This window comes from Endozoicomonas sp. YOMI1, assembly GCF_024606345.1.
In the GTDB taxonomy this organism is placed as follows: domain Bacteria; phylum Pseudomonadota; class Gammaproteobacteria; order Pseudomonadales; family Endozoicomonadaceae; genus Endozoicomonas.
Genome location: NZ_JAHHPM010000215.1, coordinates 1 through 1095, shown reverse-complemented (window position 1 = coordinate 1095; position 1095 = coordinate 1). Strand labels below are relative to the sequence as shown.

1 protein-coding gene and 1 pseudogene are annotated in these 1095 nt (G+C 41.6%); one reads left to right on the top strand and one right to left on the bottom strand.

Translation table 11 applies throughout. The annotated features are described in order from the left end of the window. Window positions 1-103, bottom strand: a pseudogene (locus KDK15_RS07405) (transposase); the annotation flags it as partial. Between the two features lie 83 nt (window positions 104-186). On the opposite strand from KDK15_RS07405, the gene KDK15_RS07400 reads away from it, so the two are divergent. After that, on the top strand, window positions 187-1095 hold a 909-nt coding region (locus KDK15_RS07400), incomplete at its 3' end, for a hypothetical protein (RefSeq protein ID WP_257294721.1).

Sequence of the window (1095 nt, the reverse complement as noted above, 5' to 3'; positions counted from 1 at the left end):
TGAACTCTGATAGATAACGGCCAAGATGCTTGGGGTCGAGCTTATGATAAGTACCGGTAATCGCTGTTTTCACGTTTCCCAGCATGGTATTTACCCAGGTAAATAAATGGAGAGTGGGTTGCGAAAGGGAGGAACTATTATAAGAAGGTGTGGTCTCAAGCTATAATTCAATAATTCAATAATTCAATGGCTGATCCATATTTTAACCCACACTCCTTGCGCTTGGATTTTCATAAATCGCATGAAGCTGTTACATCTATCCGTAGTTCAGTTTTGAATGACTGTCCGCAGCACAGTGGTGTAGCCTTCGGGCTGGAAGTTCAACAAACTGCACCAATCAATCATTTAAACACCTTGAATCCATATTATGAAAGCTTCCGTAACCCATGCAGTGATTACCGTTTTTCGAAAGTGCCAGTGAGGGCTATTTATCATCAAGAACCTGAGCAAAGCGAGCCGTTAGAATTATCAGATAAAACCAAGGCACAACAACAAAGCGACGAAAATATTCTATTTCATACCAGTCAATCAGAATTAAGAATCGATCGCGTTTGGAGTATGGCCGTTGAAGCGAGTTCTCAGTCACACTCTATTAATGTTAATGCTAATCATCCTCCACTTGATTCAACGTTAAAAGATACTGCTGGAAATGGTTTTTTAGGTATGGGGCAATCAATCCCGCAAATCTTATCAGTTGTTGATAACAAGCTTCATCAACCTGTACATATTCCTGATCAGGATCGCATTGATACATTTTCTAAGCCTGAAGCACCGATTGCAATTATTACTCCACAACTGAATAGTGAACAGCTTCAACAAAATACATCTTCTGCTAGAAATGAGTTTAATTTTAATGCTTCTGCTTCCGTTTCTGGTGAATCTCTGACTATCTCTCCTGATAAGGCCTCCCAGAAGGCTTACCGTGAATCCGATAAAGGGAAGGCTTACCAGAAGGCTTACCAGAAGGGTTACGCACAGTCCGAGAAACGGAAGGCTTACCTGAAGGCTTACCGTAAATCCGTTAAATTTAAGGCTTACCAGAAGGCTTACCAGAAGGCTTACGCACAGTCCGAGAAACGGAAGGCTTACCAGAAG